Consider the following 24,970-nt stretch of genomic DNA (forward strand, 5'->3'; position numbering starts at 1 on the left):
CACGGGCGAGTGTCTCACTTACATCTGTGAAAAATGCTTTCAGTTGAAGCGCCGATCAGTGAGAGCTGGTGTTCAAAAATGACTTCAGGGCTTTCGTAAACCTGGCCGCTTGCACCAAAGACCAAATTCCGAGTAAATCCTTGAGCAAACCAACGATCGTGAGTGACTGAAACCTTGGCTGCTGCCCACCGGTTCTCCGCGTGATTGACCCTATTCTCCGCAGATACTGCGGTAATTAAATGGACGTTGCGGAGGATACGAGGTATATTCTCCGCATGAATCGCGGAGATAAGGCCTATATATGGCAGCAGCCAGACTGGCCGCTCTGGCGTTATAACGCACAGCGTCTTGCTTCCCTCTTAACCCAGGTGCACCATGCTCAAGGTCTCCTCTTGGGCCGCATGCGCAATCTTGGGCTGGGACAAAGTGACCAAGCCACATTGTCCATGCTGACCAGCGAAGTGCTGAAAACCAGCGAAATAGAAGGCGAACTGCTTGACCCCGACACCGTACGTTCTTCCATAGCGCGTCGACTAGGCCTGGAAGTGGGGGCGGTGGCTCTGCAAGATCGACGCGTCGACGGCGTAGTCGACATGGTCTTGGACGCAACGCAAAACTTCAAGAAGCCATTAACCAGAGAGAGATTATTTGGCTGGCACGCGGGGTTGTTTCCGACGGGCTACAGCGGCGATACCAAAATACGAGTCGGTGATTGGCGCGATGACGCCGCAGGACCGATGCAGGTTGTCTCAGGGCCAATGGGGCGAGAGAAAGCGCATTACGAAGCACCACCGGCAGAACTCGTGCCAAAGGAAATGTCTAATTTCTTGAATTGGTTCAACGAAGACCAAGATCTAGATCTGTTTGTGAAGTCTGGGTTGGCGCATCTCTGGTTTGTGACCATACATCCGTTTGAAGACGGCAACGGTCGTGTCGGGCGTGCGGTTTGCGACATGATTCTTGCGCGGAGTGAACAATCGGCGCAACGGTTCTACAGCCTCTCGGCGCAAATAGGAAAGGAGCGAAAGAATTATTACAACTTGCTCGTGCGCACTCAAAAAGATTCCCTTGACGTCACCGAATGGCTGGAATGGTTTCTAAAGGCGCTCCTGCGTGCAATGCAGGGCGCAGAAGAGTTGCTTAATGTGGTACTTACCAAAGCACGATTCTGGCAACACTGGGCGGGAACATCTTTTAACCCTCGTCAAATCAATCTATTAAACGGACTACTTGATGGATTCGACGGAAACCTAACCAGCAAGAAATGGGCAGTTATCGCAAAGTGTTCGCCAGATACCGCGTTGCGGGACATCACGGATCTCATAACCAAAGGTGTGTTAATGAGAACTCCGGCTGGTGGTCGAAGCACCCATTACAAATTGAAACCATTGGACTAGCCATTTAAGCGTGTCCGCCAGTCATATTTTCCGCTGCTCATTAAAGACGAAAAGTGCTCCTTCAAAACCAATATTTATTCATTCGTGGGCGGTACTTTATCGAACCTTTAAAGCACCAAAGCCCCGAGATATTCTCTCGAGGCTTTAGGCAGTAACTCAACTTATAGAGCACCACTGTAACGAAGCCGGAGATACCGGTTCGAGTCCCGTCAGGGGCACAACGGGAGCACACTAGGGCGAGGCTCGAACTATCAAGATTTTCGACTGAACATGTGAAGTAATCTATTTGGTTGCCACACTTTTGACATTTCTCTTTTGCTAATTTCGCCATTTCAAGAGAGGAATCTACGTAGGTCACGTGATGACCAGCTCCAGCCAATAACTCAGTAATGCTTCCCGTGCCACCACCCATATCGATTATCTTTAACGGCGCGTAGGAATCCCATTCATTCTCACTCATTCTGGGAGCGTATCGCCACGTCCAGCCCGGCTAGCTCCTATATGAAGAGTTAAGTCGGAGAAGCATAAACGATAGGCAGTGCGGGTCGCTTGATGGCGCCCATCACCTCCCGCTATTTTGACAAGTCAAATAATTAGTGGCCATGACCAGAAGCACTGATATCCGAGAATACATCCTCGGAAGGTTTGAATATTTTCGAGAGCGAGGAGAGGATTCTTCCACTTTAGTTTCGGGAGATATTGCAGGTGAATTGAACCTTCGCAATCGGATGCCTATGGTTTGCAGTGTCATGTACTCGCTCATGAAGTCGGGAGAGGTGATATTGCATAAGACAACGAGCGGACAAAGTTCAACTATAAAGATCAGATACCAAATCGCTTAAGGCCAAAGGTATTTATCAGGCGTTCGGAATGCTTCGCAAGTTGGAGATGGCCTGCTGCGGCAAGTTAACAGAATCAGAAATGGCGGCAAGTGTGGCTAGTCTTTTGGATTCACCCACACTTCCCGCCATTTTCATTGGCTGGAGAAGTAAGGACCTAGAGCTCGAAGTAATGAGTGAAGTTTGAAATACACGCTCAAAGCCGTGGATGAAATCGCTTCAGAGCACCACCTGGGCACACGGCCTTGAAGTCAATAGCAGTTCCGCTTCGCTTGTGTGGTCGGTGCCGTCCGGGACACGGACGACCATGTGTTGCAGATAGATTGAATCGTCATATCGATAAGCATTGTATGCATTAAAAGTTCATAAATGCAGATGGGTCGTCACAAATGCATCCCTATGTTTATTCAGCGTTAGTTGGTTGCTTTAATGTATTTATTGATTTTTGCTCGTGTAGTCTCATCTTGTGAAAACAATTGGCTTGCTTGGTGGTATGAGTTGGGAAAGCTCAGTTTTGTACTACCGGCTGATTAACGAGTTGGTCCGTGAGCAGTTGGGTGGCTTGCATTCCGCTGCATGCGTGATGGCTTCGGTTGATTTTTCCGAGATTGAACATCTGCAATCGGTCGGGGACTGGGTCACGGCAGGGCAAGTACTTGCCGAACAGTCCCGTCGCCTCGAAGCCGCCGGCGCGGACTTTATTGTGCTGTGTACAAACACCATGCACAAAGTTGCTCCCGACATCGAGAGGGCTGTGTCAATTCCATTGCTTCACCTGGCCGACGCGACAGCGCAAGCCGTGCTCGAGGCCGGTGTGACCACCGTCGAGCTACTGGGGACCGCGTTCACCATGGAACAGGACTTCTATAGAGACCGAGTGTCCTCACACGGACTCACGGTCATCGTGCCGGATGCTGCCCGAAGGGCGATCGTCCATCGAATCATCTACGAAGAACTCGTGCTGGGCATAGTTAGCGACGCTTCTCGCCAGGAATACGTCGCGATAATTTCCTCACTTCACGACCGTGGAGCTCAGGGAGTCATCCTCGGTTGTACCGAAATCGAATTGCTCGTTGACGAGAGCGACAGCCCTTTGCCCGTATTTCCAACTACCCGTATCCATGCCGAAGCGGCTGTCCGGATGGCCTTGGCCTAAGCGAGCACTCCACGTCGCCTCGCAATTAAGTGGGTCGTGCGCCGAAAACAAACGAATAATGGCGACAAGTGATGAGAGCCATTTACGCTTGATTCACGCTCACCCCTCGCCATCTTCCCAGGCCAGAGAACTTACTTTTTAGAGGTCGAAGTAAAAGTTTGGGGAGAGCTTTCCTTCTTCCACCTGCAGTTTTGTTTGATCTTTCCAAAGTGGGAGCACGACGGGAGCACGCGCGGTGTTTGTCTCTGATTTATGACGGTCGGTCACCAAGTATCTTTAGTACTTCGCTATTTTGAGTCAAGTGAGCAAATGCATCCTTGGGTAGCAATCGTGAAGCGACGGAAATAATCTTTCTGCGTTCGAATTCTGAGCCAACGAGCAGCGGCTCATGGTGTGCTACCCGGTTTCTGAACTCCCTCAATTCATAAAGAGTTTGGTGGATTTTCCTTCGATCAGTTTTACTGGGATAAGCCGTATGAAGATAGGGAACCCATATGGTTTTTTCATGGGCATTCGATGTTAAATAAGTCCAAAATCCAAACATGACTTCGGCGACTACTTTTCCAGGAACCGGTGTGGTGTTCCCAGACCTAGAAGCGTCTATGCGGGCACGTTGAATTTGACTTCTAGGAATTTCATTTGCATCAACCAGTCGCTGTTGGGCTGGTTCGTTTTTCATTACAACTGGGAATAGTTTTAGCATTGTGGGAATTTCTGTCCAATGTGAATCTTCACTAACAGTGGCCGCCGAAAGAGCCCGATCGTAAGCATTGCGAAGTCCAACTTCGAAGTGCCCCAAGTCGTGAAGAAAGGCTGCTCCCAGGCGGGCATTCCATTCATAGAGTGCGAGGGCAAGAGATCGCGACCCTTGAGCCGCCGAAAGATAAGTTCCAAATCGTCCGGTGCTCAGCCAAGTTTCTATCCACGGATCGGATGGTCGCTGAGTTGGCACGTTCTTCCTTCAAGGGTATAGTTCGGCACGAAAGCCTTTGAGGACCGCTGACTTTCGAGTTAAGTTACTTAGGCACTGCATTGGAAACTCCGGTATTTCGCTCACGCGGACCCGGAGTTTTTTATTGCTCGGAGAATTATTCCAAGTACTGCGATACGAATGGCGAGAATGTCCACAAATCACTCAGAGTGATCACCTTCGATTTCCCGCCAGCTCAACGGCATGGGACGACTTATGGCTTATAAGTCGAATTGGAATCTAATCACCTCTAAGCAATTGTCCGACCTGCACTTATGGCACAGTCGAAGGAGTTGGGGACACAATCGGAGCACCAGGGGTAATCCTGCTGTCTTTCTTGGTTAGTTTCTTGCAAGCGACTTCGGAATTCGTGGGATCAACTTGACGATCCTCTATTTCATCGGATTTCAACACAAGGGGGTGACGTCCTGGAAGATCCATCAAGTATGTGTTTCGGACATCAATAGAAAGGACGAATGCGGAGATTCTATTTCCGTTTGTGAGGGTGACACACTCGCTAGGAAGCCAGGAATTTCCGGAAGAATAGAGGGCAACCATTGCAATTATTGCAACATAAGATCCTGGACTCCAAGCTATGTCATCCCTATAAAAAACGTGCTTTTCTTCTGGTGGTTTAAGTCGCCACCCTGCTCGACCCTTTCGCGTAAAGAGCCAAGCTGGAAAATGGATATCCAGAATGAAGTAAGAAAGCCCGGATACAAGTAGCCAAGTTTGCCAATTGCCCATCTCAACAGCAAGGAAGGCACTTATGATAGCCAGAAAGAAGATAACCTGATCGTGAAGTTTTCGTCCTTTAAAATTGGCTACAAAGTAAATCCGAAAGAACACCCACGTCGTGAACATGAAGAGGGGTGCCAAAAGGGGAAGCATAATACCTACTAGAAGGGGAATTTTTTCCGAATGGGCGAGCAGAAAAAGAGTTGTTGGGTAATCTTTTTCAGAAATCATAAAAAGTTGAAGCACTATGAACGCGAAAGAGAGGAGGGTTGCGATGACTCCAAAATTCGCCTTGATAAAATCTCGCGAATACGAACCCTCATTATTCTTTCCCTCAGGAGTCATGCTGGAGTCTCCCATGGAGGTTCCTGAGAATTTCGGGAAGCGAAGAATGACCAATCGGGCGTTTTGCTTCCCGGAGTGTTGAACCAAACGCGTAGAGGTGCGTTCCCTGTAACAAAGCACCTGCAAAATACATGATGTCCGAATTGTGTGCATTTTCATCATATGCATTTTCAAGTTTCTTGGAGCACTTGAGGGGCACGAGAGAGTTCAATTAGTGAGGGATTCGCTTCCTGTAGAGAACACACTGTCGCAGGGGATCTCCGGGCTTCAGATTCGGATGTAAGAAATCGTCGGTATCGCTCCTATGCATTTCTAGCTTTTCCATGACCCGACGGGAACTCAGGTTCGAGGCGGAAGAGAATGAAACGATTTCATCTATTTCGCAGTTCGCAAATGCCCAACTCATCACTGCATCGGCGCCTTCGGTGGCATACCCAAAACCCCAATGCTTTTGAGCAAGTCGCCAACCGATTTCAACTGCCGGGGTGAAGTGAGACTCAAATTTGCATTGTGCCAGCCCGATGAAGCCGATCAATTCTGAAGTTTCGGAAATTTCCACTGCGAAGCGTCCGTAGCCAAGTTCTTGCCAACTCCCTCTCGCCCTCTCAATCATGGCTCGACTTTCTGATTCGCTGATTATGGGCCCAATGAACTCCATAACCTTTGGGTCTAGATTCATCTCTGCCAGTGATAGCAAATCGGTATCACCCCTCTGACGCAACAAGAGTCGCGGCGTCTTGATTGAGATCTCATTCATGGTTCGGGAATTCTAGCGACCAAAGTGAAAGAGCCTCCCGATTTCTCGAGAGGCTCTTTGGGCAAGTTTTACAGGTCGAAGTAAAAGTGACCGTTAGTAAATCACGCTCAAATTGAATTGTTTTAGTCTTCGGCGCACAACGGGGGCACACCAGGGCGAGGCGTGAACTATTTTGAGACTATTAAGTATCTTTCGTCATCTATCTGCTTCCCCCAATAAATCGGATCATTCAAAGGGAAAGTGGAGGCGGAACCCATCTCCGTCTTAACGGCATTCTCAAGCACTCCTGAAGTAATTCCTGCTCCAGTAGACCAAAAGCCTTCAACCAAAACGAAATAGCCATGTTCACTCAAAAGGGAGTGCCATGCCTGGAGAGTGCTGACGAGATTCTCCGTTGCCCACAAAATATGTCTGCCGAACACGACGTCGAACCTTGAATTCAAAATTGCTTTATCCAGATTTTTGACTGAACAGGTGAAATAATCTATTTGGTTACCAAACCTTTGACATTTCTCTTTTGCTAATTTCGCCATTTCAGGAGAGGAATCAACGTAGGTGACGTGATGACCAGCGTCGGCCAGTAACTCAGTAATGCTTCCTGTGCCACCACCCATATCAATAATTCTTATTGGCTTGCCTGGCAACTGACTGACAATTAATTCGGTCCATTTTTGCTTTATGAGCGGGTCTGACAAGCCGTGATCAGGTTCATTGTCGTACGTTGGGGCGTAGGAATCCCACTCATTCTCACTCATTCCGGGAGCGTATCGCAACGTCCAGACAGACTAGCTCCACTACGAAGAGACAAGCCGAACAATCGTAAATGACGGGAAGTGCGAGGAAGCCTGATAGAAACCATCACGTCTCGCCATTTTGGCAAGTCAGATAATTAGTGGCCTATAGGTCGAAGTGAAATTTGGATCAATCTGAAGTTTGCTCTGACTTGCTGCTTCTCCTTTAAGGTCGCCCGAGAGGCATGGCGGCGCGCAAGATCATTAAGTTTAGAAAGTTTTTTTAGGCGGCTTCGATTCTGGACATCTTGTGACCTATCTAGTGACACAGATTTAGTAACACAAAAAAGGCTATACAAATGAAAAGATTGCGGACTACTCTTTCAATAAATGAATCGCAACTACGATAAGGAGTGGCCATGACCAGAAGCGCTGATATCCGAGAATACATTCTTGGAAGATTTGAAGATTCACGAGGACGAGGTGAGGATTCTTCCATCTTAGTTTCGGGAGATATTGCACGTGAATTGAACCTTCGCAATCGAATGCCTATGGTGTGCGGTGTCATGTACTCACTCATGAAGTCGGGAGACGAGATATTGCACAAAACGCCGAGCGGACAAAGTTCAACTATAAAAATCAGATATCAAATCGCTTAAAGCCAAAGGTAATTTTCGGGCGCTCGGAATCCTTCCGGATCAACAGGATGAGATCGAACCGAAATACAAAACCCCCACCATTTCTGATGGGGGTTTTTAGTACAGATTCCTATAGGTCGAAGTACAACTCGAACTCTGCTGGATGTGGTCGCAATTGCACGTAGTCAACTTCCTGAGTTCGCTTGAAGTGGATCCAAGTGTCGATGAGATCTTGCGTGAAGACTCCACCACGGGTTAGGAACTCATTGTCTCTCTCGAGATTGTTAAGAACCGCTTCCAAGGAACCCGGAACTTGCGGGATAGCTGCGGCCTCTTCGCCTGTTAGCTCGTAGAGATCCTTGTCAACTGGAAGTGGTGGCTCGATTTTGTTGATGATTCCATCCAGGCCTGCCATCAGCATTGCTGCGAAAGCTAGGTATGGATTCGATGATGGGTCTGGGCATCGGAATTCAATGCGCTTGGCTTTTGGATTCGATCCTGTGATTGGGATACGGATACAAGCAGAGCGGTTCCGTGCGGAATACACGAGGTTTACCGGCGCTTCATATCCTGGAACCAGTCGTCGATATGAGTTGACGGTTGGGTTGGTGAAGGCGAGAAGAGATGGTGCGTGCTTCAACAGACCTCCGACATACCAACGTGCGATATCTGAAAGATCCCCATATCCATCACCGAAGAAGAGTGGCACGCCGTTTTTCCAGAGTGATTGGTGCACGTGCATGCCGGATCCGTTGTCACCGAAGAGTGGTTTAGGCATGAAGGTTGCGGTCTTGCCACCTGCCCAGGCGGTGTTCTTGATGACGTACTTGAACTTCATTAAGTCATCGCCGGCATGCAAGATATCGCTGAAGCGGTAGTTGATTTCCATTTGACCGGCCGTACCGACTTCGTGGTGGGCGCGTTCAACGAGCAAACCAACTTCACCGAGCTTCATGACCATTTCATCGCGAAGATCTGCGTACTGATCTGTTGGAGAGACTGGGAAGTATCCACCCTTAACACGAGTGCGATATCCGCGGTTAGGTGTGCCATCGGCATCCTTTTCGATGCCGGTGTTCCAGGCGCCTTCGTATGAATCAATGTGGTGGAATGATTCGTTGATTCCGGTTGAGAAACGAACCGCATCAAAGACATAGAACTCTGCTTCAGGTGCGAAGAACGCGGTGTCAGCGATACCGGTGCTGCGCATGAAATCAACCGCTTTGGCAACAATGCCGCGCGGATCACGACTGTATGGCGAATCATCGGCTGGATTATGAACAGAGAAGTTAATAATCAGAGTCTTCTCTTTGCGGTATGGATCAAGGAATGCTGATTCAGGAACTGGAAGGAGTTTCATATCTGACTCGTGGATTGCTTGGAATCCACGGATGGATGAACCATCAAACATCAAACCGTCGGTGAAGACAGCTTCGTCAAATGATTCAACTGGAACATTGAAGTGGTGCTGGATACCTGGCAAGTCGATGAAACGAACATCAACGAGTTTGACATCCTCTTTTTTAATGAAAGCAAATACTTCTGCCGAATTCTTAAACATGCTTCTCCCATACAGACCGATATCCGCGTTCGCGGGGGTACCTGATTGGCTCCACATTGAGCTCCAACTCTTGGCGTTAGGGTAGAACTAGGGCGTGAAATGGTCGTGACCCGTGTGTTACGGATATGTTACAGAATCCGAGGACTACAACTGGGTTTGGAGGGTTACTCTTCTCTGATGCATTTCAAAAGGGTTGGCCTCTGGCGTCGAATTTTTGCCCTGCTGATTGATTGGCTGATGTGCTTGGCGATTGCCAGCGCGTTCGTTCCTCGAACTCCGGGGTGGAGCCAATTTGCACCCCTTGGGATCTTCTTCATTGAAGTCTGGGTTCTGACTTCCCTGCAGGGAGCGTCGGCTGGTCAGAGAATTCTGCGGATGAAAGTCGTCCGATTTTCCGATGGCGGTGCGGTCACGCCAACCCAGGCTCTTATCCGTACTTTTTTACTCTGCCTGGTTGTTACCGCTGTGACATTTGATGAAAATGGTCGCGGAATTCATGAGCGAGCGAGTGGAACCGTACTTACCGCTTTGGAACCTTGAGATTCTTAGGCATAGGTCCTTTGGGAATTGGCATCGCCAAGCCACCCACTGCTTTGAGGCGATTACGCACTTCACGTAGTTGAGCCGGGCTCAATTTCTTGGGCATCTTCTTCAGGTGCTTCTGAATCTTGGATAATTTCACTTGTCCTGCGTTATCGCCGACAATTAGTTCGGAGATCGGAACCCCGGGTGCGAATCGTTCGGTCTTCTTCCGCTCATCGCTAAGAAGTTGACGCACAGATGGCCCGCCTTCTCCTACGAGCACGATTCCGGGCCGGCCGACACTGCGGTGAATCATGTCCTGGTTTCGATTTACAGCCACGGCCGGAGTTGTGGTCCAACCTTTTCGGATGGCCATGAGCACGCTGGCAGCCGCTCCGACTTGGCCTTCAATAGATTTGTATGCGGCGGTGCTGGCTTGGCGCGTGAAGAAGAAGAGTGCGCCGAGAATCGCCAAGGGAAGTGAGACAAAGCCCGCGTAGACCGGATGGCCCCAGATATAGCCGAGGAGAATACCGATGACCCAGATGACTAAGAAGATGGCGAGGAGTGCCATTCCTATCCAGGGTTTAACGCTCTTGGTTACGACGTAGGCCTCTCGAACCGCTTTGAGACGAGGTTCTTTGGCGGTCTTTGGGGTTTTCGCTGACTTCTTCCGATTGAACATGGTCAGGAGTTTAGTGGGGCAGGTGCGGTACCACCAAGGCGAAGCGGGGCCCACCACTGTCCAGTGTGCCCATCTGGATATTCTTCCTGGACTTCGTGAAGCATCGCGATCATTGTGGACCGCAGGGCGATTTCCGCAGCCGCCACGTCGTCATCCTTCGTGAAATGGATTGGCGTACCAATAGAGATACTGATTGGAACGCGTTTTCGTTTCAAATTTCGCGGGACACCTTTGGTCCAAATTCTCTGACTACCCCAAATAATGACGGGGATTATCGGCACACTCGCACCCATGGCAAGGCGCACAACGCCGGTTTTCATCTCTTTGATCTCAAAACTTTTAGAAATGGTCCCTTCCGGAAAAATTCCGACGAACTCTCCGGCTCGAAGTGCTCGCAAAGCTGCAACAAAGGATGCCGATCCACTACTGCGGTCAACATTGATGTGATGCATTCCGCGCATCAAAGGGCCAGCAAATTTGTTATCGAAGATTTCCTTTTTTGCCATGAATCGCACGTAGCGCTTTGCAGGAAGCAATGCAGTGCCGGCGAGGGCAAAGTCAAGGTAACCGACGTGGTTGATGGCGATAATCGCCCCACCCTCTTTAGGAATATTTTCCTCACCAGTTACCGTCAGCTTCAAACCCAGATAGCGCCAAAATAATTTGGCGATCGTGATGACAGGAGGGTAAACCAACTCAGCCATTTGAGACTCGCGCCTCCATGGCTTGTTTGTAGAGGCGTCCTGCGCGGTAACTTGAGCGCACCAGCGGACCGCTCATAACTCCCAGGAACCCAATTTCTTTCGCTTCATCAGCGAGCTCCACGAACTCTTCTGGTTTGACCCATCGTTCTACCGGGTGATGGCGATTAGTTGGTCGAAGATACTGTGTAATAGTGATCAGATCGCACCCTGAATCATGTAAATCACGGAGTGCCTGGCTCACTTCTTCACGAGTTTCACCCAAACCGAGGATGAGATTTGACTTGGTAATAAGACCGAATTCACGAGCCATCGTAATTACTTTTAATGACCGCTCATAAGTAAAAGCAGGCCGGATCCTTTTGAAAATACGGGGGACCGTTTCCACATTATGAGCAAAAACTTCCGGGCGGGTTTCGAAGACTTGATTGAGAAGGTGTGCGTGTCCGCTGAAATCTGGAGCAAGCATTTCAACTCCACAATCCGGATTGACTTCATGTACGAGGCGAATTGTCTCCGCGTAGAGCCAGGCACCTTCATCGTCCAGGTCATCGCGGGCGACTCCAGTAATCGTCGCATATGCCAAATTCATTCTTTGCACTGACTCTGCTACTCGACGGGGCTCATCACGATCGAGTGGTTGCGGTTTGCCGGTATCAATATTGCAGAAATCACACCGTCGGGTGCACTGCTCGCCGCCAATGAGAAAAGTTGCCTCGCGATCTTCCCAACATTCAAAAATGTTCGGACAAGCTGCCTCTTGGCAGACGGTATGAAGCCCTTCGCCCTTAACCAGGGAACGAAGACGTGTGTACTCAGGTCCCATATTGGCCCGTGTCTTGATCCATTCAGGCTTTCGTTCAATCGGCGTTGCGGCGTTGCGAGCTTCAATCCGAAGTAATTTTCTTCCATCTGGTGCCAATGTCATGCGCTCACCCTTAACAATGCCTCATAGATGTGTCGTTCGACCACGGGTACCACTTCCTCAACGGTTACTTCTCGTGCCAATTCTTTGGAGATCGATGTCACGTCCGCATCTGGGAGACCGCATGGCACGATCCGGTCGAACCAGGATAGGTCCGGATTTACATTGAGCGCAAAACCGTGCATGGTGACACCTTTAGCGAAGCGGATGCCGATCGCTGCAATCTTCCGGTCACCCTTCTCGTCCCGTAGCCATACCCCGGAACGTTCGCAATATCTCTGCGCTGGTATGCCGAACTCTAGGCAGACATCAATGAGCGCGGTCTCGATCTCACGGACGAAGCCCACCACATCATGTCGTTTTGCCAACCGGACAATGGGATAACCGACTATTTGTCCAGGTCCGTGCCAAGTGATTTTGCCGCCGCGGTCGACGTCGATCACGGGGGTTCCGTCAGTTGGTCTTTCAACATCGAGAGTGCGCCGTCCGGCGGTAAAGACCGACGGGTGCTCCAGCAACATCAAGGTGTTGGGGCGTTTTCCTTCTGCGACTTCCGCGTGAACGGTTCGCTGAATTTGCCACGCTTTTTCGTAGTCGATTATTCCGCTCCGAGAAAGCGCGATTGGCGATTTAGTGAGGATTGCTTCAACTGGCACCCACATAGCCTAAAGGTAGGCTGGCACTCTCATCTCCTTGAAATTCTAAGCAGATGGCAGAATGGCCCCACCAGCGAAGGAAAGGTCTCATATTCGTGTCCCAGACCACATCCGTCCATCCGGCGAAATCTCCAAGAAAGGCATTTCGCCGCCCCTTCTGGAGTGCAGTCTTGGTCATCTTCATCTGGTTTGGAGCCAGCGGTGTCTTTGGCCCGCTTTTTAGCAAGTTGAGCACGGTGCAAGAGAATAACAACTCATCCTTTTTACCGGATAACGCTGAGTCAACTAAGGCATCCCAAGTGATCGCCCGATTCTCCGTCGCGGACAATTCCAAACTTCCAACCCTGGTTCTGTTGGAAGGAAATGTTGATGCCAGCAAATTGGCAGCCATTAATGCGCACCTTGTTACTCTGCCGAATAAGCACATTAATTATTTAGAGAAGTACCAAGGCACGGTTGACTCGGGAATCAAACTTTCGCAGTATTTTGCCGGGGGCGCTTCTCCGCAAGCTTTCCCTGCCCCGGATGGAAAGGCAATCCTTCTTAGTCTGCCCGTATCTATGACGGTGGCGACTGCAACCCTCCCAGACGGTCAACCTGTGATCACAGCAATGATCAAAACGATTCGCGATGATATGAACAAGTGGGCCGCCGAGAACGGGTTCGTCAGTCATGTGACGGGAATAGGCGCGCTGCTCAGTGATCTTTTTGGTGCCTTCGGCGGCATTGATTCAAGTTTGCTTTTCACGACACTTGGAGTCGTTTCTTTCATTCTTATTATTGTCTATCGATCACCCGTACTTTGGATCCTTCCGGTGGCATCAGCGATACTTGCACTTTCCACTGGTGGGGGAATCGTTTATCTTTTAGCGAAGAACCAAATCATCGATTTGAATGGGCAAGCGCAAGGGATTCTCACGATTCTGGTTCTTGGTGCGGCGACTGATTATGCGCTGCTGCTGATTGCTCGTTACCGCGAAGAGTTGCACCACCATGAATCAAGATTTGTTGCGATGCGCGCTGCCTATCGAGGAATCTTTGAGCCAATTCTCGCCTCTGGAACAACAGTGGCGATCAGTCTGCTGGTTCTGCTCTTGAGCGAACTTTCCAGCAACCGCGGCTTGGGACCAGTGGGTGCGATAGGAGTCGTCGCGGCCATGTTGACGATATTGACCCTACTGCCGGCGCTATTGGTGATTTTTGGGCGGTGGATTTTTTGGCCACGCATTCCACGCTTTGATGATGTGGATGCCAATCTTTCGGGAGTGTGGGCGAAAGTGGGCGCGCAGGTAAGCAAGCAACCGCGTCGTCTTTGGATCAGCACTGCAGTACTTCTTCTCGTTCTTGCTGGATTTGCCACAACCTTGCAAGCAGATGGTCTGTCGACATCGCAATCATTCACCACCCGGCCTGAATCTGTTGTTGGACAGGATCTATTGCTCAAGCACTTCCCCGGCGGGGAAGGGCAGCCAACTGAAGTCATTGTTAAAGAATCGCTCATGCAGGAAACGACGAAAGTTCTCTTATCTGTAAATGGCGTCGCCAGCGTCGAGCCTATGCGCACTTCAATTCCGATTCCGGGCCAGCCGCTACCTGATATTAAGATTGTCGGCGGACTCGTAGTACTCAATGCGACTTTGACCCAAGCTCCTGATTCTGTGAAGGCAAGGGAATCGGTACCAGTAATACGAGCTGCTGTTCATAAGATTGATCCGACAATCCTTGTGGGAGGATCCAGCGCAGTTTCTTATGACATTGATCAAGCTTCACGCCACGATAATCGCTTGATTATCCCGGTGGTTTTGATATTGATTGGAATCATCCTTACATTCCTCCTGCGGAGCTTTGTAGCAGCAGGACTCCTACTTGCCACAGTTGTGCTCTCATATGCCGCAACCTTGGGAGTATGCCAATTGGTCTTCCATAATATTTTCCACTTTCCAGGAGCCGACACTTCTTTCCCGCTTTTCGCCTTTGTTTTCCTGGTTGCTCTTGGAATTGATTACAACATCTTCTTAATGACTCGGGTTCGTGAAGAGAGTGCAAGAATCGGAACTCGCGCTGGAGTAATCAAGGGATTGACAGTCACAGGTGGAGTGATTACCTCTGCCGGTATCGTGCTTGCGGCGACCTTTGGCGTACTTGGGATACTTCCACTGGTATTTCTTGCCGAATTAGGTTTTGCGGTTGGATTTGGAGTCCTGCTCGATACGATCATCGTGCGATCGATACTTGTGCCGGCACTTGTACACGATATTGGTGGCAAAGTCTGGTGGCCCTCAAAACTCCAGCACCGCGATTAGGAAGTGATTACTTACTCCACTAAAGCCGCAAGTGCTGCCCCTATATGGGGATAATCGAAGGCAAATCCAGCCTCAGTGAGAACTTCCGGAATGACCTTTTTTGATCCGAGCATCTCGGATGAGAATCCGCCAAAGGCAATTTTTAAGGCGATGGCAGGAACTGGGAAAACGGCTGGCCGATGCAGGGCGCGTGCCAGGGCAGCAGTGAATTCTTGATTGGTCACGGGATTGGGTGCGGTTATGTTGACCGGACCCAATATTGGATTCTCCAAAGCGAAGCTGACGGCGCGAACCACATCATGCAGAGTTATCCAAGACCACCACTGTTTTCCTGATCCGAGCCGACCGCCAATGCCGAAACGAAAGAACGGGATCATCCTTCCAAGTGCACCACCAGTTGGATCTAGGACGAGTCCCGTTCGAAGTTTTACGGTTCGAACATCCCCGGCAAGATCTGCCGCGTTCTCCCACTCATGGCATACGGCTGCAAGGAAATCATCCCCTGCGCGATCCCTTTCGGTCATGGCTCGATTACCTGTTTCGCCGTACCAACCCATTGCGCTGGAAGAAATGAATACCTTTGGCTTTACCGCTGCAACTGCATGTGCAATTGTCGTTGTTCCAAGTAGGCGCGAGTTCAAGATCTCACTTTTGTATTTTGCAGTCCACCTTTTATCTCCGACCCCAGCACCTGCCAGATGGATGACCGCATCGACGCCTTCAAGTGCCGCGAGATCCACGGTACCTGCTTGTGGATCCCAACTGATTTCATCCGGCGCGACGGTCTGCCGTCGCACCAAACGTTGAACTGTATGCCCCTCTGATTTGAGATGTCCCACAATCGCAGTTCCGATAAGACCCGAGGATCCTGTAACGGCAATGCGTTGTAATGGGTTCATTACAAACCAAGGTCCGTTTCAAATGATCCGCCTTCAAGACGATCTTTCAGTGTCACCAAGAAGCGTGCTGCATCTGCGCCGTCTACAACTCGGTGATCGTAAGAGAGGGCCAAATAAACCATGGAGCGAATGGCGATTGTTTCCCCACCATCTTCGCCCTTGACCACCATTGGTCGCTTCACAATTGCACCAAGACCAAGAATCGCGACCTGGGGTTGGTTGATAATCGGAGTATCGAATAACGCACCGCGACTACCCGTGTTGGTGATTGTGAATGTGCCGCCACCGAGTTCGTCCGGAGTGACTTTGTTATCGCGCGTACGAGTTGCAAGATCTGAGATCTTCTGGGCGATTCCGCCCATGTTGAGGTTGCCTGCGTCGCGTATTACCGGAACCAGCAACCCGCGTTCGGTGTCTACTGCGATACCAAGATGTTCGGCCGCGTGATACGTGATCTGGTCGCCTTCAACCGATGAGTTGACAACCGGATGTTGCTTTAATGCTTCACATACGGCTACGGCAAAGAATGGAAGGAATGTGAGTTTCACTCCCTCACGCTCTTCGAACTTGGCCTTAGCGCGATCGCGCAAACGGGCAATTTTGGTGACATCTACTTCAATAACCGTTGTGAGTTGCGCACTTACATGAAGTGATTCGACCATGCGCGCGGCGATAACTTTTCGCAGACGAGACATCGTGACGGTCTGCCCCCGAAGAGGGGATCCTCCTGAAGTCGGCATCTTTGTACTAGCACCCGATGCTACGTGGGTTACAGGAGCGACGGTCGCGACAGGTGGTGCAACTGGCGCTGGCGCCAAGCGAACCGCAGCGGCTTCAATATCTTCCTTACGGATACGGCCACCCACACCAGTACCCGCAACTTTTGCCAGGTCGACACCGAGTTCTGCAGCGAGTTTGCGGACGAGGGGAGTGACATAGGCATCGGCCTCGGCGACAACAGGAGTGAGGGATGCCGGCGTCGATGTAGGCGCAACGGCAACGGGCGCAACTATCGGAGAAGCAATGGAAGTTGCAACTGGTGCTGGTGCAACTGGTGCTGGTGCAACTGGAGTGAGTGTGGAACCAATGAGGGCGAGGCGTGCTCCAACTGGAACTGTTGTATCAATGGGAACATCAATAGCAAGTAGAACACCTGCGACGGGGGAGGGAATTTCCGTATCAACTTTGTCGGTAGAAACTTCCAGGAGAGCCTCATCTACCGCAACCGGGTCGCCCACATTTTTAAGCCAGCGCGTGACGGTTCCTTCAGAGACTGATTCGCCGAGGGCTGGCATGGATACGACAGTCCCCGAGTTCGAGGAGACAGGTGCCGGTGTGGCAACGATTGGAGTTTCGACAACTGGCGCAGCGGGCACTGTGGATGCAGCGGGCACAACCGGTGCTGTGGATGCAGCGGGCACAACCGGTGCTGCTGGAAAAGGAGTGGCCTCTGTGCTTTGCGCAATAATCGCGAGTTCAGCGCCGACTGGAACTGTTTGGTCAATTCCAACGACTATTTTGGAGAGGATGCCGGCAACGGGGGAAGGAATTTCGGTATCGACTTTGTCGGTGGAAACTTCCAAGAGTGCCTCATCAACTGCGACATGATCGCCCTCGGCCTTAAGCCAGCGCGTGACAGTGCCTTCCGTGACACTCTCGCCCAGAGCTGGCATCGTTACTGAAAATGTCATTGACGTTCTCCCCTTAGTGTGACTGCGATGAGTTTGCTAATAATTTCAACCGTGCGCATGCAGCGGTTTACCGGCAAGTGCCATGTGCGCTTCACCCATTGCCTCCGACAACGTTGGATGCGCGTGAATTAACGCAGCGACATCCTTGGCGCTGGCTTCCCAATTGAATATGAGTTGTGCTTCCGCGAGGAGTTCTCCCACGCGGGCACCGACCATGTGAATACCGAGAACTGGGCCGTCTTTCTCGGATACGAGTTTGATGGAACCCGCGGTTCCAAGAATTTGAGCTTTGCCGTTTCCAGCAAGGTCATACGTCAACTCAATGACATCGTGACCGCGCTCTTTGGCCTGCGCAGTGGTCAGTCCGACCGAAGCAACTTCAGGGTCTGAATAGGTGACACGTGGAACTCCGTCGTAGTTAATAGGTCGGGGGTTGAGTCCGGCAATTTCTTCAGCCACGAGAATTCCTTCGCCGAATCCAACATGGGCCAATTGAAGAGTTGGGATTAAATCTCCAACTGCCCAGATTCCTGGAACATTTGTGCGGCACTTGTCATCAACGGTGATGTAGCCGCGTTCCATTGCAATGCCTTGCTCTTCATAACCCAAATTGGCAGAAACTGGTCCGCGACCGACTGCTACCAAGAGCAGGTCGGCCACAAACTCTTTTCCGTTCTCTAAAGTCACGGTCACGTTTTCGTCCGTCACCGCGGCCGATTGGAATCGAACGCCTAATTCAAAATTAATTCCTCGCTTGCGGAAAGCTCTTTCAAGTTGCTTGCTTGAAGATTCATCTTCCAGGGCAACCAGGTGGGGAAGCGCCTCAATAATTCGTACTTCAGCGCCAAAGGACTTCCAGAGTGAAGCAAACTCACATCCAATTACGCCTCCTCCGAGAACAATGACGTTAGAGGGGACGTAATTTAATGTCAGCGCATGGTCGCTCGTGATAATTCTGTTGCCATCAATATCGAGCCCAGGCAATGAACGCGCGTAGGAACCGGTAGCCAGTACGACGTTCTTGCCGACATATTGCTCCCCATCAACTTCTACGGTGTTCTTCGACACGAGTCGTCCATGGCCCTGTACAAAAGTTATGTTTCGAGACTTAACGAGACCTTGCAATCCTTTGTGAAGTTTGTTGATGACGCCATCCTTATAAGCATTCACGCCATCCATGTCAATGGACTGGAATTGGGCGTTGACACCATAGCGAATGGCTTCTCGGGTGTTGTCGGCAATTTCGCCCGCGTGAAGAAGTGCCTTGGTTGGGATACATCCGCGATGCAGGCACGTACCGCCTAATTTATCCGATTCGATGAGAGCTACTGAGTAGCCCAACTGTGCGCTTCTCAGAGCACATGCATATCCACCGCTACCGCCGCCCAGCACAACCAGATCAAATTCAGACACTTCTACCCCTTCAGATTGGTTTGCCTATTCTGCCAGCCATTGGGCGTTGAGCACGACTTGAGATTTGGTTCCCCTCCTGGAAGTGGATCCCTTTACTCCAGATTGTTCTCAGCAAAACGGATTAATGAGCGCATAGGCATCCCGGTCCCACCTTTGGGGGTGTAACCATGCGGCTCGTGGACGTTGTAGGACGGCCCGGCAATATCAATGTGAAGCCAGGGAAGGTCTGTGGGAATAAACTCCCGCAGGAAAAGACCCGCAACCAGCATCCCACCCATTTTCTCGCCGATATTTGCCATGTCGGCGACGGGCGAGTCCAAGGATGCGCGAAGTTCTTCAGGTAGCGGCATGGGCCAGAGGGAATCGCCTGCCTCCCCAGCGGCCTGCAGGAATTGCGTGGATAGTCCCTCGTCGTTGGTCATCACGGCGCCGGTACGTGTGCCGAGTGCGATGAGTTGTGCGCCGGTTAAGGTCGCCACGTCGATGATTCCGTCCAATTTTTTTCTTTTTAAACCACCGGCATTGGCCACTTCTACCGCCTTAACCAGCGAATCCGCTAGAACCAGTCGCCCTTCGGCATCGGGATTGAGCACTTCGACGGTTTTCCCTCCGTATATTGTGACGATGTCACCAGGGCGGGTGGCCGTATCGCTGACCATGTTCTCTGCCAGCGCCGCCCATGCGTCAATGTGAATCGGAAGTTTTAGGGCGGCAATTGCGAGAGTTGCCGCGCAGACGGCAGCCGCGCCCGCCATATCTGATTTCATCGCTTCCATACCCAGTCCCGCTTTCAGGTTGAGCCCCCCAGTATCGAAGGTGATTCCCTTTCCCACGAAGGCGTACCTCTTTTTTGATTTCTTAGGGCTATAGGCGATGTGCAGTAAACGCGGAGGGTTGGAGGAGCCTTGTCCAACGCTGGTGATGCCACCGAAACCCTGAGATTTCAGTTGCTTTTCATTGAGAACTGTAATTTTAAGCCCTGCCTTTTCACCACCTGCATCTGCAACTGCCTTTTTGATGTGTTCCACAAATGACATTGGAGTGAGGTGGCTCGGAGGCGTATTCACAAGGTCGCGAACCAGGGCGTTGTATTGGCCAGTTATCATCGCGCGTTTAGAAATGTTCTTAGCTTGTGGCGAATTCGCAAGTGTCGTGTGAACTGTGATCGAAGTAACAGGTGTTCGGGCGTCGCCCTTAGTGCTTCCACGAAATTCCTCAAATGAGTACGCGGCAATGGCCGCACCTTCAGCAATGGCGTTTACCGCGTGAACGTCAGCCACCGGCAGAGCAAAGGAGACTTCCGCATTGCCGGCCAAGGCGCGAGTGGCTGCACCTGCGGCGCGTCGCAGTACTTCATGCGGATATTTTTGGGCTTTCTTCCCGAGTCCTGTAAATACAAGTAGACGGATAGAAGCGCCAGGAAGTCGAATGATTTCATCGGTTTTACCAGTTGCACCTAGATCTGCAAGGGTAGCGAGAAGTGGCTTGGTGTCGAGAACTAAGTCACCCGATTCAATGTGAAGTGTGGGATTCTTTCCTTCACCGTGCGTCAGTCCCACCACGAGGACACCGGTTGAGGCTGCTCCGTCGATTAATCGCACCTTTGCCACGAATTACTCCTTAATACTCGGAAGACTCGGTCTGTTCGCTCTGCACTTCGTTACAAGAAGTGAGCCTAGGCGATAGATTAACAACATGAAACATTCACCCTTGCACGCCCAGCATCTCGCCCGAAACGCCAAGATGGCCGACTTTGGCGGTTGGCTTATGCCAATCGATTATCCAGATACCGGTACTTTGGCCGAGCACACCGCGGTTCGTGAGCGAGTGGGGCTTTTCGATGTGTCCCATCTCGGCAAGGCGTCAGTGAAGGGGCAAGATGCACTGGATTTTCTTAACGCGGCTTTTACCAATGACCTCAATCGGATTGCTGATGGAGAAGCGCAATACACAATGATGTGCAATGCGGCAGGAGGCGTAATAGATGACCTTATTGTTTATAGAAATAGTCCAGATGATTTTTTTCTGGTTCCTAACGCTTCCAATACATCTGATGTAGTCGGAGGCCTTAAGGCGTTCTCTCACCCTGGGATGGAAATAAGAAATTTGCACGAAGAATATGGCGTCTTGGCAGTGCAAGGCCCGAATTCAATTGACGTTCTCCGTGCGCTTGGCGTAAACCCTGATATCGACTACATGAGTTTTTCTCGCACATCCATTGCTGGGGCACCTGTCATTCTCTGCCGTACGGGTTATACGGGCGAACATGGATACGAGATTTTACCAACGTGGAATGAGGCAGAGAAAGTCTGGGTAGAAATTGTCGATGCAATGAAGCCATTTGATGGTGTTGTCTGTGGTCTCGGAGCTCGGGATACATTGCGGACGGAAATGGGTTATCCACTCCATGGTCACGAACTCTCGTTAGATATAACTCCCGTTCAAGCAAGTGCCAATTGGGCTGTCGGTTGGAATAAAACTCTCTTCACTGGATCTGACATTCTTCGCAAAGAAAAAGAGGATGGTCCTGCTCGTAGGCTCGTTGGGCTGAAATGCCTTGGCCGGGGAATCCCGCGTGCGCATATGGAAGTGAAGAACTCTGCTGGCGAAAAGATTGGCGAAGTGACGAGTGGAACTTTCTCCCCGACTCTTAAGAATGGCATTGCTTTAGCACTTATTGCACCTGGTCATTCTCTTGGCGATCGCCTCAGCATCGATGTACGCGGCAAAGACTGCGAAGTCGAAATCGTCAAAGTGCCTTTTGTTCCTTCGCACGTGCGATAGCGAATTCTTTCGCACTTTGGAATTCGATCGGGGTAACAAAAGCGGCCTTGCGTTGCGTTCTTCGTAGTGCAAAGAGGACAGCTGGCGCGGTCAAAAGCATAAGCATGCTGGTGAGAATGGCTCTTGGAACATCCCATGCCATCGCGGATGCGAAGTGATAAATGATGAAATGGTGGAAATTTGTTCCAACGCTTGCAGTGGGAGAATAGGAAATCTGAGTCTGAGCACCTAAGGCCCACGGCCAGAACTGAAGGTCCATAAGCAGGCCAAATGTGAATGCTGCAACTGCTCCAAATGCAACCAAAAGAAGCACTTCACTTCGTCCTCGGATCAATTGTTTTCCGAATCGATTGGGGAGTGCTCCTGCTGCCAATCCAATCCAACCCGCCGCAAACATTTGATAGGCGAGCCATGGACCGAAACCGCCCGTGAGAATCGCCGAGACGAACATTGAGAGAATTCCCAGAACAAATCCAAATGAGGCGCCAAAGACCCGCGCACCTAGGATCAAAATAAACCACATAGGTTCGATTCCGGCAGCCCCGGCACCCATCGGTCGCAGAGCAGCAGTGAGCGCTGCCAACACGCCAAGTAGAGCCACCGATTTGGCGTCCAATCGTTGGTTGCTAATCTCGGTAATCAGCAGAGCAAGTGCAAGCGGTACCGCCGCGAAGAAGAAGATTTGATTATTGATGTGATGCCAACTGGATTGAGCATCAAGAAGGAATGGCCAGAGGAATCCATAAAGACTCACTAACGAAGCTACAGAAAGTGCGAGAACTGATCTAAATCTAAACGTGTAGATATTCGCTGTGGTGCTCATTCGTTGGGCTTCGAGAGCTCAAGAACATCAACAACATTTTTTACAGTAAGCCAGGGCGCTGGCGACATAATTTTGGCAACTTGGGGTGCAAAAGCCGGCGACGAGAGTAGAACGTCAACTGTGCGACCGTCCGCGACAATTTCACCATCTGCAATGAAGACCACTCTCGTCGCTACTTCTGCCACGAGTTCGACGTCGTGAGTTGCCAGAATGACAGCGCATCCACGAGAGGCGGTGGCATTGAGCGTTGCTACAAGGGAATTCTTCGCACTGTAATCCAGCCCACGCGTCGGCTCATCGAGAATGAGAATTTTTGGATTTGAGGAGAGAACAACACTCAAGGCGAGGGCCAGACGCTGTCCTTCTGAAAGATCTCGTGGGTGCGTATTAGGGGAAATGCCTGGGACTAGGCTCTTCAGTAATTCAAAAGTCGATCCCTTATCGATCTCGTTATCTCGATCTGCCGTTGCGCACTCTCCTAGGACACTTTGGCCGTATAGGAGGTCACTCGGCTCTTGTGGAATGAAACCGATACACATTCGCCGTTCTTTGCCATGAAGTGAAGAGGGAACATTTCCGAGGACGGATATCTGACCTTGAGTAGGTTTAAGAATTCCAGCAATGCTTTTGAGGAGAGTGCTCTTTCCGGCGCCGTTTCGACCCATGATTGTGATGATCTCTCCCCCTCCGATTGAGAGCGAGATATTGTCGAGTGCCTTCGTGTTTGCATACGAAAGTGAAATCCCTCTGATACTTATCACTTCAGAGTGAGGCATTTGATCAGATTGAGTATTCGGTATCGAAATATCTCTTCGCAATGCTTCTGTCGATCGCCGCATGTCACGTACCGTGAGTGATATCGCGGGTAGATCAAGTGCACGAGCAAGGTGGACAATTGGTGGAGCAATTTCGGAAGTTTGTAGAATCGTTTCAGGACTTCCGATTTCCGCTTGGCCACCACCTTTTATGTAGAGAATTCTGTCTGCGAATTGGATGACTCGCTCCAATTTATGCTCTGATATCACCACCGTCAGTCCGAGGTCCTGAACCAGCCGGTGAAGAATTGAGAGCACTTCTTCGGCAGCGATCGGATCAAGCGCGCTTGTAGGTTCGTCAAGAACCAAAACCTTGGGGTGCATGACTAGAGCACTTCCAATTGCAACTCTTTGCTGCTCACCTCCGCTGAGGGTTGCAATAGAGCGATTTCTTAGGTGAGCCAAACTGAGAAGGTCGAGTACTTCTTCCACTCTTTTCCGCATGATGTCGGGAGGCAAATTGAGTGCTTCCATTCCAAAAGCAAGTTCTTCCTCAACTTTGTCGGTTACAAATCCATTGATTGGATTTTGTCCCACGATTCCAATGAGATGCGCGAGTCCGCCGGGTTTTACTTCTCTAGTCGAAATACCGTTGACACTTATATCGCCCGCGAGAATTCCACCTGTGTGGTGGGGGATGAGCCCATTGATAAGGCGCAATAGGGATGATTTTCCAGAACCTGTCGCTCCCATAACAAGCACAAGTTCACCTTCACTAATGGTGAAACTGAGATCTTCAAAAATTGTTTTTGTTGACGTTGGGTATATAAGAGAGACATTTGTAAAGGAGATCATTGTTGGACACCCAGTTCTTGCCTTATCTTCAAATTAGGTGCAAGCACGAGTGCTGTAATCGATGCAGGCAATGCAAGTGAGGGCCAAGCAACCGCCGCAATTGCGCTCAAACAGATGAGAGTCTCTCTAAAATGCCATGAGTTTGGTCGATAGCGAGATCGCCTTTTACTGAAACCGTACCCGCGCGCATCCATTGCCGCCGCTAGGTCGAGAGATCGCGAAAGAGAATCTTCAAGGAGTGGAAGAGCGACTCGTTTCCAACTCTTCAAGCCGTGGATATCTTGGCCACGCAATCGTTGTGCTTCTCGAATTCTCGTCGTGCTTGTGACAAGCTGCGGAACCAACGAAGTGGCAATCACGACAGCAACCCCAAATTCATAAATCATGATAGGCAAGGATCGAAGTAACCTGTGCGGGCTTGAAAGCGACGCGGCTGCACCAAGCAACGCCACGATTGTTGCCAACATCACTCCCTCATGAGCGGTAAGGGATAAACGTTCGAGTGTGACATTGCCTCCGATGCGAATCCCTGCCATCCAAGAAGGAAGGGGGAGGACTGGGATCGAAAATAGCGTTTGTCCAGGTATGGGGACTCCAATGAGAATCCCAGTGAGAGTGCGAATTGCGAAGATCCAAAGCCCTAGTTTGAGCGCCCATTTGAAGCTGTGCGCCCAAGGGGCATCCTCCGATTTGAAGAGAACAATGATCGCCACTACACCCACCATTGCGATGGACATGAGAACGGAACTTTGACGCGCCGCACTAATAGCGAGGGCGCCAGCCCATATCCACCATGCAAGTGGGTGTAATGAACGATCCATACGTT

Annotated in this window: 23 protein-coding genes; 6 read left to right on the forward strand and 17 right to left on the reverse strand. The window is 50.6% G+C overall.

Going from position 1 to position 24,970, the window contains the following annotated elements:
• The first annotated feature begins 275 nt into the window (after nucleotides 1–275).
• Nucleotides 276–1,397, forward strand: coding sequence for a Fic family protein (locus VMW30_04780; GenBank protein ID HUW87676.1), 1,122 nt, complete (start codon nucleotides 276–278; stop codon nucleotides 1,395–1,397).
• A 61-nt stretch (nucleotides 1,398–1,458) separates the two neighbouring features.
• On the opposite strand, the gene VMW30_04785 is transcribed toward VMW30_04780, so the two are convergent.
• Entirely contained in the window at nucleotides 1,459–1,857 is a 399-nt protein-coding gene (locus tag VMW30_04785) for a class I SAM-dependent methyltransferase (protein HUW87677.1), read from the reverse strand.
• 845 nt (nucleotides 1,858–2,702) lie between these two features.
• Here VMW30_04785 and VMW30_04790 point away from each other — a divergent pair.
• Nucleotides 2,703–3,392, forward strand: a complete 690-nt coding sequence (locus tag VMW30_04790; GenBank protein HUW87678.1) for an aspartate/glutamate racemase family protein — start codon at nucleotides 2,703–2,705, stop codon at nucleotides 3,390–3,392.
• A gap of 250 nt (nucleotides 3,393–3,642) precedes the next feature.
• Here the strand turns inward: VMW30_04790 and VMW30_04795 are convergent, their stop codons facing one another.
• The 4 genes from VMW30_04795 to VMW30_04810 all read right to left on the reverse strand — a co-directional run bounded on the left by VMW30_04795 (nucleotide 3,643) and on the right by VMW30_04810 (nucleotide 6,957).
• The gene (locus tag VMW30_04795) at nucleotides 3,643–4,344 is read right to left on the reverse strand and encodes an Abi family protein (GenBank protein HUW87679.1); all 702 of its coding nucleotides are present in this window, start codon (nucleotides 4,342–4,344) and stop codon (nucleotides 3,643–3,645) included.
• Nucleotides 4,345–4,635: 291 nt separating this feature from the next.
• The gene (locus tag VMW30_04800; protein ID HUW87680.1) at nucleotides 4,636–5,445 is read right to left on the reverse strand and encodes a hypothetical protein; all 810 of its coding nucleotides are present in this window, start codon (nucleotides 5,443–5,445) and stop codon (nucleotides 4,636–4,638) included.
• 211 nt (nucleotides 5,446–5,656) lie between these two features.
• Nucleotides 5,657–6,202, reverse strand: a complete 546-nt coding sequence (locus VMW30_04805) for a GNAT family N-acetyltransferase (GenBank protein HUW87681.1) — start codon at nucleotides 6,200–6,202, stop codon at nucleotides 5,657–5,659.
• Nucleotides 6,203–6,369: 167 nt separating this feature from the next.
• A complete protein-coding gene (locus VMW30_04810; protein HUW87682.1) occupies nucleotides 6,370–6,957 on the reverse strand; it encodes a class I SAM-dependent methyltransferase in 588 nt (195 codons plus the stop codon).
• Between the two features lie 395 nt (nucleotides 6,958–7,352).
• Between VMW30_04810 and VMW30_04815 the strand changes: the two genes are divergently transcribed.
• On the forward strand, nucleotides 7,353–7,592 hold the full coding sequence (locus VMW30_04815; GenBank protein HUW87683.1) for a hypothetical protein: 240 nt from the start codon (nucleotides 7,353–7,355) through the stop codon (nucleotides 7,590–7,592).
• Between the two features lie 109 nt (nucleotides 7,593–7,701).
• On the opposite strand, the gene glnA is transcribed toward VMW30_04815, so the two are convergent.
• Nucleotides 7,702–9,132, reverse strand: coding sequence for a type I glutamate--ammonia ligase (gene glnA, locus VMW30_04820; GenBank protein HUW87684.1), 1,431 nt, complete (start codon nucleotides 9,130–9,132; stop codon nucleotides 7,702–7,704).
• 177 nt (nucleotides 9,133–9,309) lie between these two features.
• Between glnA and VMW30_04825 the strand changes: the two genes are divergently transcribed.
• A complete protein-coding gene (locus VMW30_04825) occupies nucleotides 9,310–9,672 on the forward strand; it encodes an RDD family protein (protein HUW87685.1) in 363 nt (120 codons plus the stop codon).
• Here VMW30_04825 and VMW30_04830 read toward each other — a convergent pair.
• The 4 genes from VMW30_04830 to lipB are packed head-to-tail and all read right to left on the reverse strand — an operon-like array spanning nucleotide 9,653 to nucleotide 12,621.
• Complete coding sequence (locus VMW30_04830; GenBank protein ID HUW87686.1) at nucleotides 9,653–10,339, reverse strand: DUF4191 domain-containing protein; 687 nt, start codon at nucleotides 10,337–10,339, stop codon at nucleotides 9,653–9,655. The two genes, VMW30_04825 and VMW30_04830, sit on opposite strands and share 20 nt — an antisense overlap.
• A gap of 2 nt (nucleotides 10,340–10,341) precedes the next feature.
• Nucleotides 10,342–11,043 carry a lysophospholipid acyltransferase family protein gene (locus VMW30_04835; protein HUW87687.1) on the reverse strand — a complete coding sequence of 234 codons (702 nt, stop codon included), beginning with the start codon at nucleotides 11,041–11,043 and terminating at the stop codon, nucleotides 10,342–10,344.
• The gene (lipA, locus tag VMW30_04840; protein ID HUW87688.1) at nucleotides 11,036–11,968 is read right to left on the reverse strand and encodes a lipoyl synthase; all 933 of its coding nucleotides are present in this window, start codon (nucleotides 11,966–11,968) and stop codon (nucleotides 11,036–11,038) included. Before lipA ends, VMW30_04835 begins: the two co-directional genes overlap by 8 nt.
• Nucleotides 11,965–12,621, reverse strand: coding sequence for a lipoyl(octanoyl) transferase LipB (gene lipB, locus VMW30_04845; GenBank protein ID HUW87689.1), 657 nt, complete (start codon nucleotides 12,619–12,621; stop codon nucleotides 11,965–11,967). The genes lipA and lipB overlap by 4 nt, the downstream gene beginning before the upstream one ends.
• Before the next feature lie 95 nt (nucleotides 12,622–12,716).
• On the opposite strand from lipB, the gene VMW30_04850 reads away from it, so the two are divergent.
• Nucleotides 12,717–14,924, forward strand: a complete 2,208-nt coding sequence (locus VMW30_04850) for an MMPL family transporter (protein ID HUW87690.1) — start codon at nucleotides 12,717–12,719, stop codon at nucleotides 14,922–14,924.
• An 11-nt stretch (nucleotides 14,925–14,935) separates the two neighbouring features.
• On the opposite strand, the gene VMW30_04855 is transcribed toward VMW30_04850, so the two are convergent.
• From VMW30_04855 to VMW30_04870, 4 genes are all read right to left on the reverse strand, one after another.
• Complete coding sequence (locus VMW30_04855; protein ID HUW87691.1) at nucleotides 14,936–15,823, reverse strand: TIGR01777 family oxidoreductase; 888 nt, start codon at nucleotides 15,821–15,823, stop codon at nucleotides 14,936–14,938.
• On the reverse strand, nucleotides 15,823–17,514 hold the full coding sequence (sucB, locus tag VMW30_04860) for a 2-oxoglutarate dehydrogenase, E2 component, dihydrolipoamide succinyltransferase (protein HUW87692.1): 1,692 nt from the start codon (nucleotides 17,512–17,514) through the stop codon (nucleotides 15,823–15,825). Before sucB ends, VMW30_04855 begins: the two co-directional genes overlap by 1 nt.
• Before the next feature lie 45 nt (nucleotides 17,515–17,559).
• Nucleotides 17,560–18,927, reverse strand: coding sequence for a dihydrolipoyl dehydrogenase (gene lpdA / locus VMW30_04865; protein HUW87693.1), 1,368 nt, complete (start codon nucleotides 18,925–18,927; stop codon nucleotides 17,560–17,562).
• Nucleotides 18,928–19,019: 92 nt separating this feature from the next.
• Complete coding sequence (locus VMW30_04870) at nucleotides 19,020–20,537, reverse strand: leucyl aminopeptidase (protein ID HUW87694.1); 1,518 nt, start codon at nucleotides 20,535–20,537, stop codon at nucleotides 19,020–19,022.
• An 85-nt stretch (nucleotides 20,538–20,622) separates the two neighbouring features.
• Here VMW30_04870 and gcvT point away from each other — a divergent pair, with 85 nt between their 5' ends.
• Nucleotides 20,623–21,711, forward strand: a complete 1,089-nt coding sequence (gcvT, locus tag VMW30_04875) for a glycine cleavage system aminomethyltransferase GcvT (GenBank protein ID HUW87695.1) — start codon at nucleotides 20,623–20,625, stop codon at nucleotides 21,709–21,711.
• Here gcvT and VMW30_04880 read toward each other — a convergent pair.
• From VMW30_04880 to VMW30_04890, 3 genes are read right to left on the reverse strand one after another with little or no spacing between them, the layout of a single operon-like run.
• The gene (locus VMW30_04880; protein HUW87696.1) at nucleotides 21,677–22,534 is read right to left on the reverse strand and encodes an ECF transporter S component; all 858 of its coding nucleotides are present in this window, start codon (nucleotides 22,532–22,534) and stop codon (nucleotides 21,677–21,679) included. The two genes, gcvT and VMW30_04880, sit on opposite strands and share 35 nt — an antisense overlap.
• Nucleotides 22,531–24,144 (reverse strand): ATP-binding cassette domain-containing protein, encoded by a 1,614-nt coding sequence (locus tag VMW30_04885; GenBank protein HUW87697.1) that lies wholly within the window; start codon nucleotides 24,142–24,144, stop codon nucleotides 22,531–22,533. The genes VMW30_04880 and VMW30_04885 overlap by 4 nt, the downstream gene beginning before the upstream one ends.
• The gene (locus VMW30_04890; GenBank protein ID HUW87698.1) at nucleotides 24,141–24,965 is read right to left on the reverse strand and encodes an energy-coupling factor transporter transmembrane component T; all 825 of its coding nucleotides are present in this window, start codon (nucleotides 24,963–24,965) and stop codon (nucleotides 24,141–24,143) included. Before VMW30_04890 ends, VMW30_04885 begins: the two co-directional genes overlap by 4 nt.
• Between the last annotated feature and the right edge of the window lie 5 nt (nucleotides 24,966–24,970).

The sequence above is a fragment of the Candidatus Paceibacterota bacterium genome, assembly GCA_035530615.1.
Lineage (GTDB): Bacteria > Actinomycetota > Actinomycetes > Nanopelagicales > Nanopelagicaceae > QYPT01.